Here is a 1,892-nt window from a genome sequence, read left to right on the forward strand (position 1 = left end):
AATCGAGTAGGAGGAGGCCTCACGGCCTCCGTCCTCTCACACCACCGTACAAGCGTGGGTCGCATACGGCGGTTCCGAATATATTTTCAGTGACTCATACCCATCTCGCAATGAGTACAGGCCCAACTCCTCGAACCATTTTATTGGCATGGCGTGATTTAACTGCGGCGTTAAGGCCAAGTGCCACCACCCTTTATCTGACATCGCTACCTTCCACGCATTGCGCTCCGTTACACCTTGTTGTTGTAACCATGTCGCTATGCCGTATCTGCGTTTGCGTTGTTTTAAGCGGTAACATCGTAGCCGTCGCCGTATCCATTCGTCTAAGCGCTGCAAGCTGCTTTTCCGTATGGCGAGTTTGAAGTAGTGTTGCCAACCTCTTAGGTATTGAGTTAATTCCGCTATGACTGCTTGCAACTCTCGCCCTCGGTTTCGCTTCGTTATCTGCCGCACTCGCTTCTTCATTTGAGTTTGTGCTGCCTTCGATAGATGGATTGTTCCATCTATCCCGAAGCGGTGGCTTAAGTAAGTCCGCTCTGTCACTCTTGTCGCACCACTTTTCTCTCGATTTACCGTGAGCTTCAGCTTTTGCTCCAAGAACTCCGTTATCGACTCTTTAACTCGATAAGCGGCTTCTTCACTATGAACGTAGATTTGGCAGTCGTCTGCATATCGACAGAACTTATGCCCTCTGCGCTCTAACTCTTTATCCAGTTCATCTAATACGATATTGGATAGCAACGGGGATAATGGTCCACCCTGTGGTGTCCCTCTTTGTCTCTGTTCAACCATCCCGTTTCGCATTATGCCTGCCTGTAGATATGACCTGATGAGCTTCAACACTCGTTTATCACTGATGTCCTGTGACAGTCTGTACATCAGTCTATCGTGATTCACTGTGTCGAAGTATTTCGCTAGGTCGATATCTACAACATAACCTCGACCTTCTCGGATGTAATGACTGGCTGCCGTTAATGCATGGTGCGCACTGCGGTTTGGTCTAAATCCGTAACTGCTATTGGAGAACTTGGGGTCATAGATATCTGACAGTACTGAGGTCATTGCCTGTTGGACAACTCTATCAAGCACGGTTGGGATACCTAGTTGCCTTACGCCACCACTAGGTTTAGGGATTTCTATACCAAGTACCGGTTGAGGTTGGTAGCTTCCTTCCAGAAGACTCTGGCGAAGCGCTTGCCCATTTGAAGCCTGTCGAAGTGTTGAGATAGTCGCATCTATGTCGAGTTTGTCGACACCTGCACATCCTTTGTTCTTCTTCACTCTTCGTAGAGCTTGATTCAAGTTGGTTGAAGAGCAGATTTGCTCCATCAACGACGTTGAGATCACCAAGACTCGTCCTCCTGTTTACGCCAATCATGCTTGTCATTCTTCATCACCATGAGCTTTACTTGCTGTATCGCCCATTGGGACGTAGAGATGGTTTTCATCTTGCTATGACCCCACATGATTGAGTGTCTAGTGACTGCTTCTTGATATATTCAGTTCGGGCCTTCCCTTAAGTTGTACTTCCTTAAGGTACTATGCCTTCTGCTGACTTCTTATTGCTCGTCATACCGCATCGCTGCTGTATTAGTCTCTATCGAGACAAGTAATAAGATCTCCCGAGGTAAGACGTTGCTCTTTCCCTTGGCCGTGCCTGATTTATCACTACACACTTCCCGTCGAGGCATCGGGCTATTCTATCTATTGCTAGGTTGCCCAAGTTGTAATGACCTACTATCAGATTTCTGTTCGTCACAACCAAGTTTTGCCATTTGCTTCCTTCAGATTTCACCTCACGGTGAACACCCTTGCATAGGCTAACGGTTCTCGCTCGACTGAGCCCGTAGAGGACTTTCACCTCCTAGATCAACGCCATGCTCGGCGCACAA

At 47.8% G+C, this 1,892-nt stretch carries 1 protein-coding gene; it reads right to left on the reverse strand.

The window, feature by feature from the left end; translation table 11 throughout:
• Positions 1-36: 36 nt before the first annotated feature.
• A complete protein-coding gene (gene ltrA / locus AB4138_RS14325) occupies positions 37-1,329 on the reverse strand; it encodes a group II intron reverse transcriptase/maturase (protein WP_372306520.1) in 1,293 nt (430 codons plus the stop codon).
• Between the last annotated feature and the right edge of the window lie 563 nt (positions 1,330-1,892).

Origin of the sequence: Vibrio sp. 10N.286.52.C3, from assembly GCF_041468865.1 — a bacterium.
GTDB classification, from domain to species: Bacteria; Pseudomonadota; Gammaproteobacteria; order Enterobacterales; family Vibrionaceae; genus Vibrio; species Vibrio crassostreae_C.

What these genes read in the sequence shown, in the direction of transcription:
- ltrA (WP_372306520.1), bottom strand. Translation starts at nt 1,329, where the DNA reads ATGGAGCAAATCTGCTCTTCAACCAACTTGAATCAAGCTCTACGAAGA.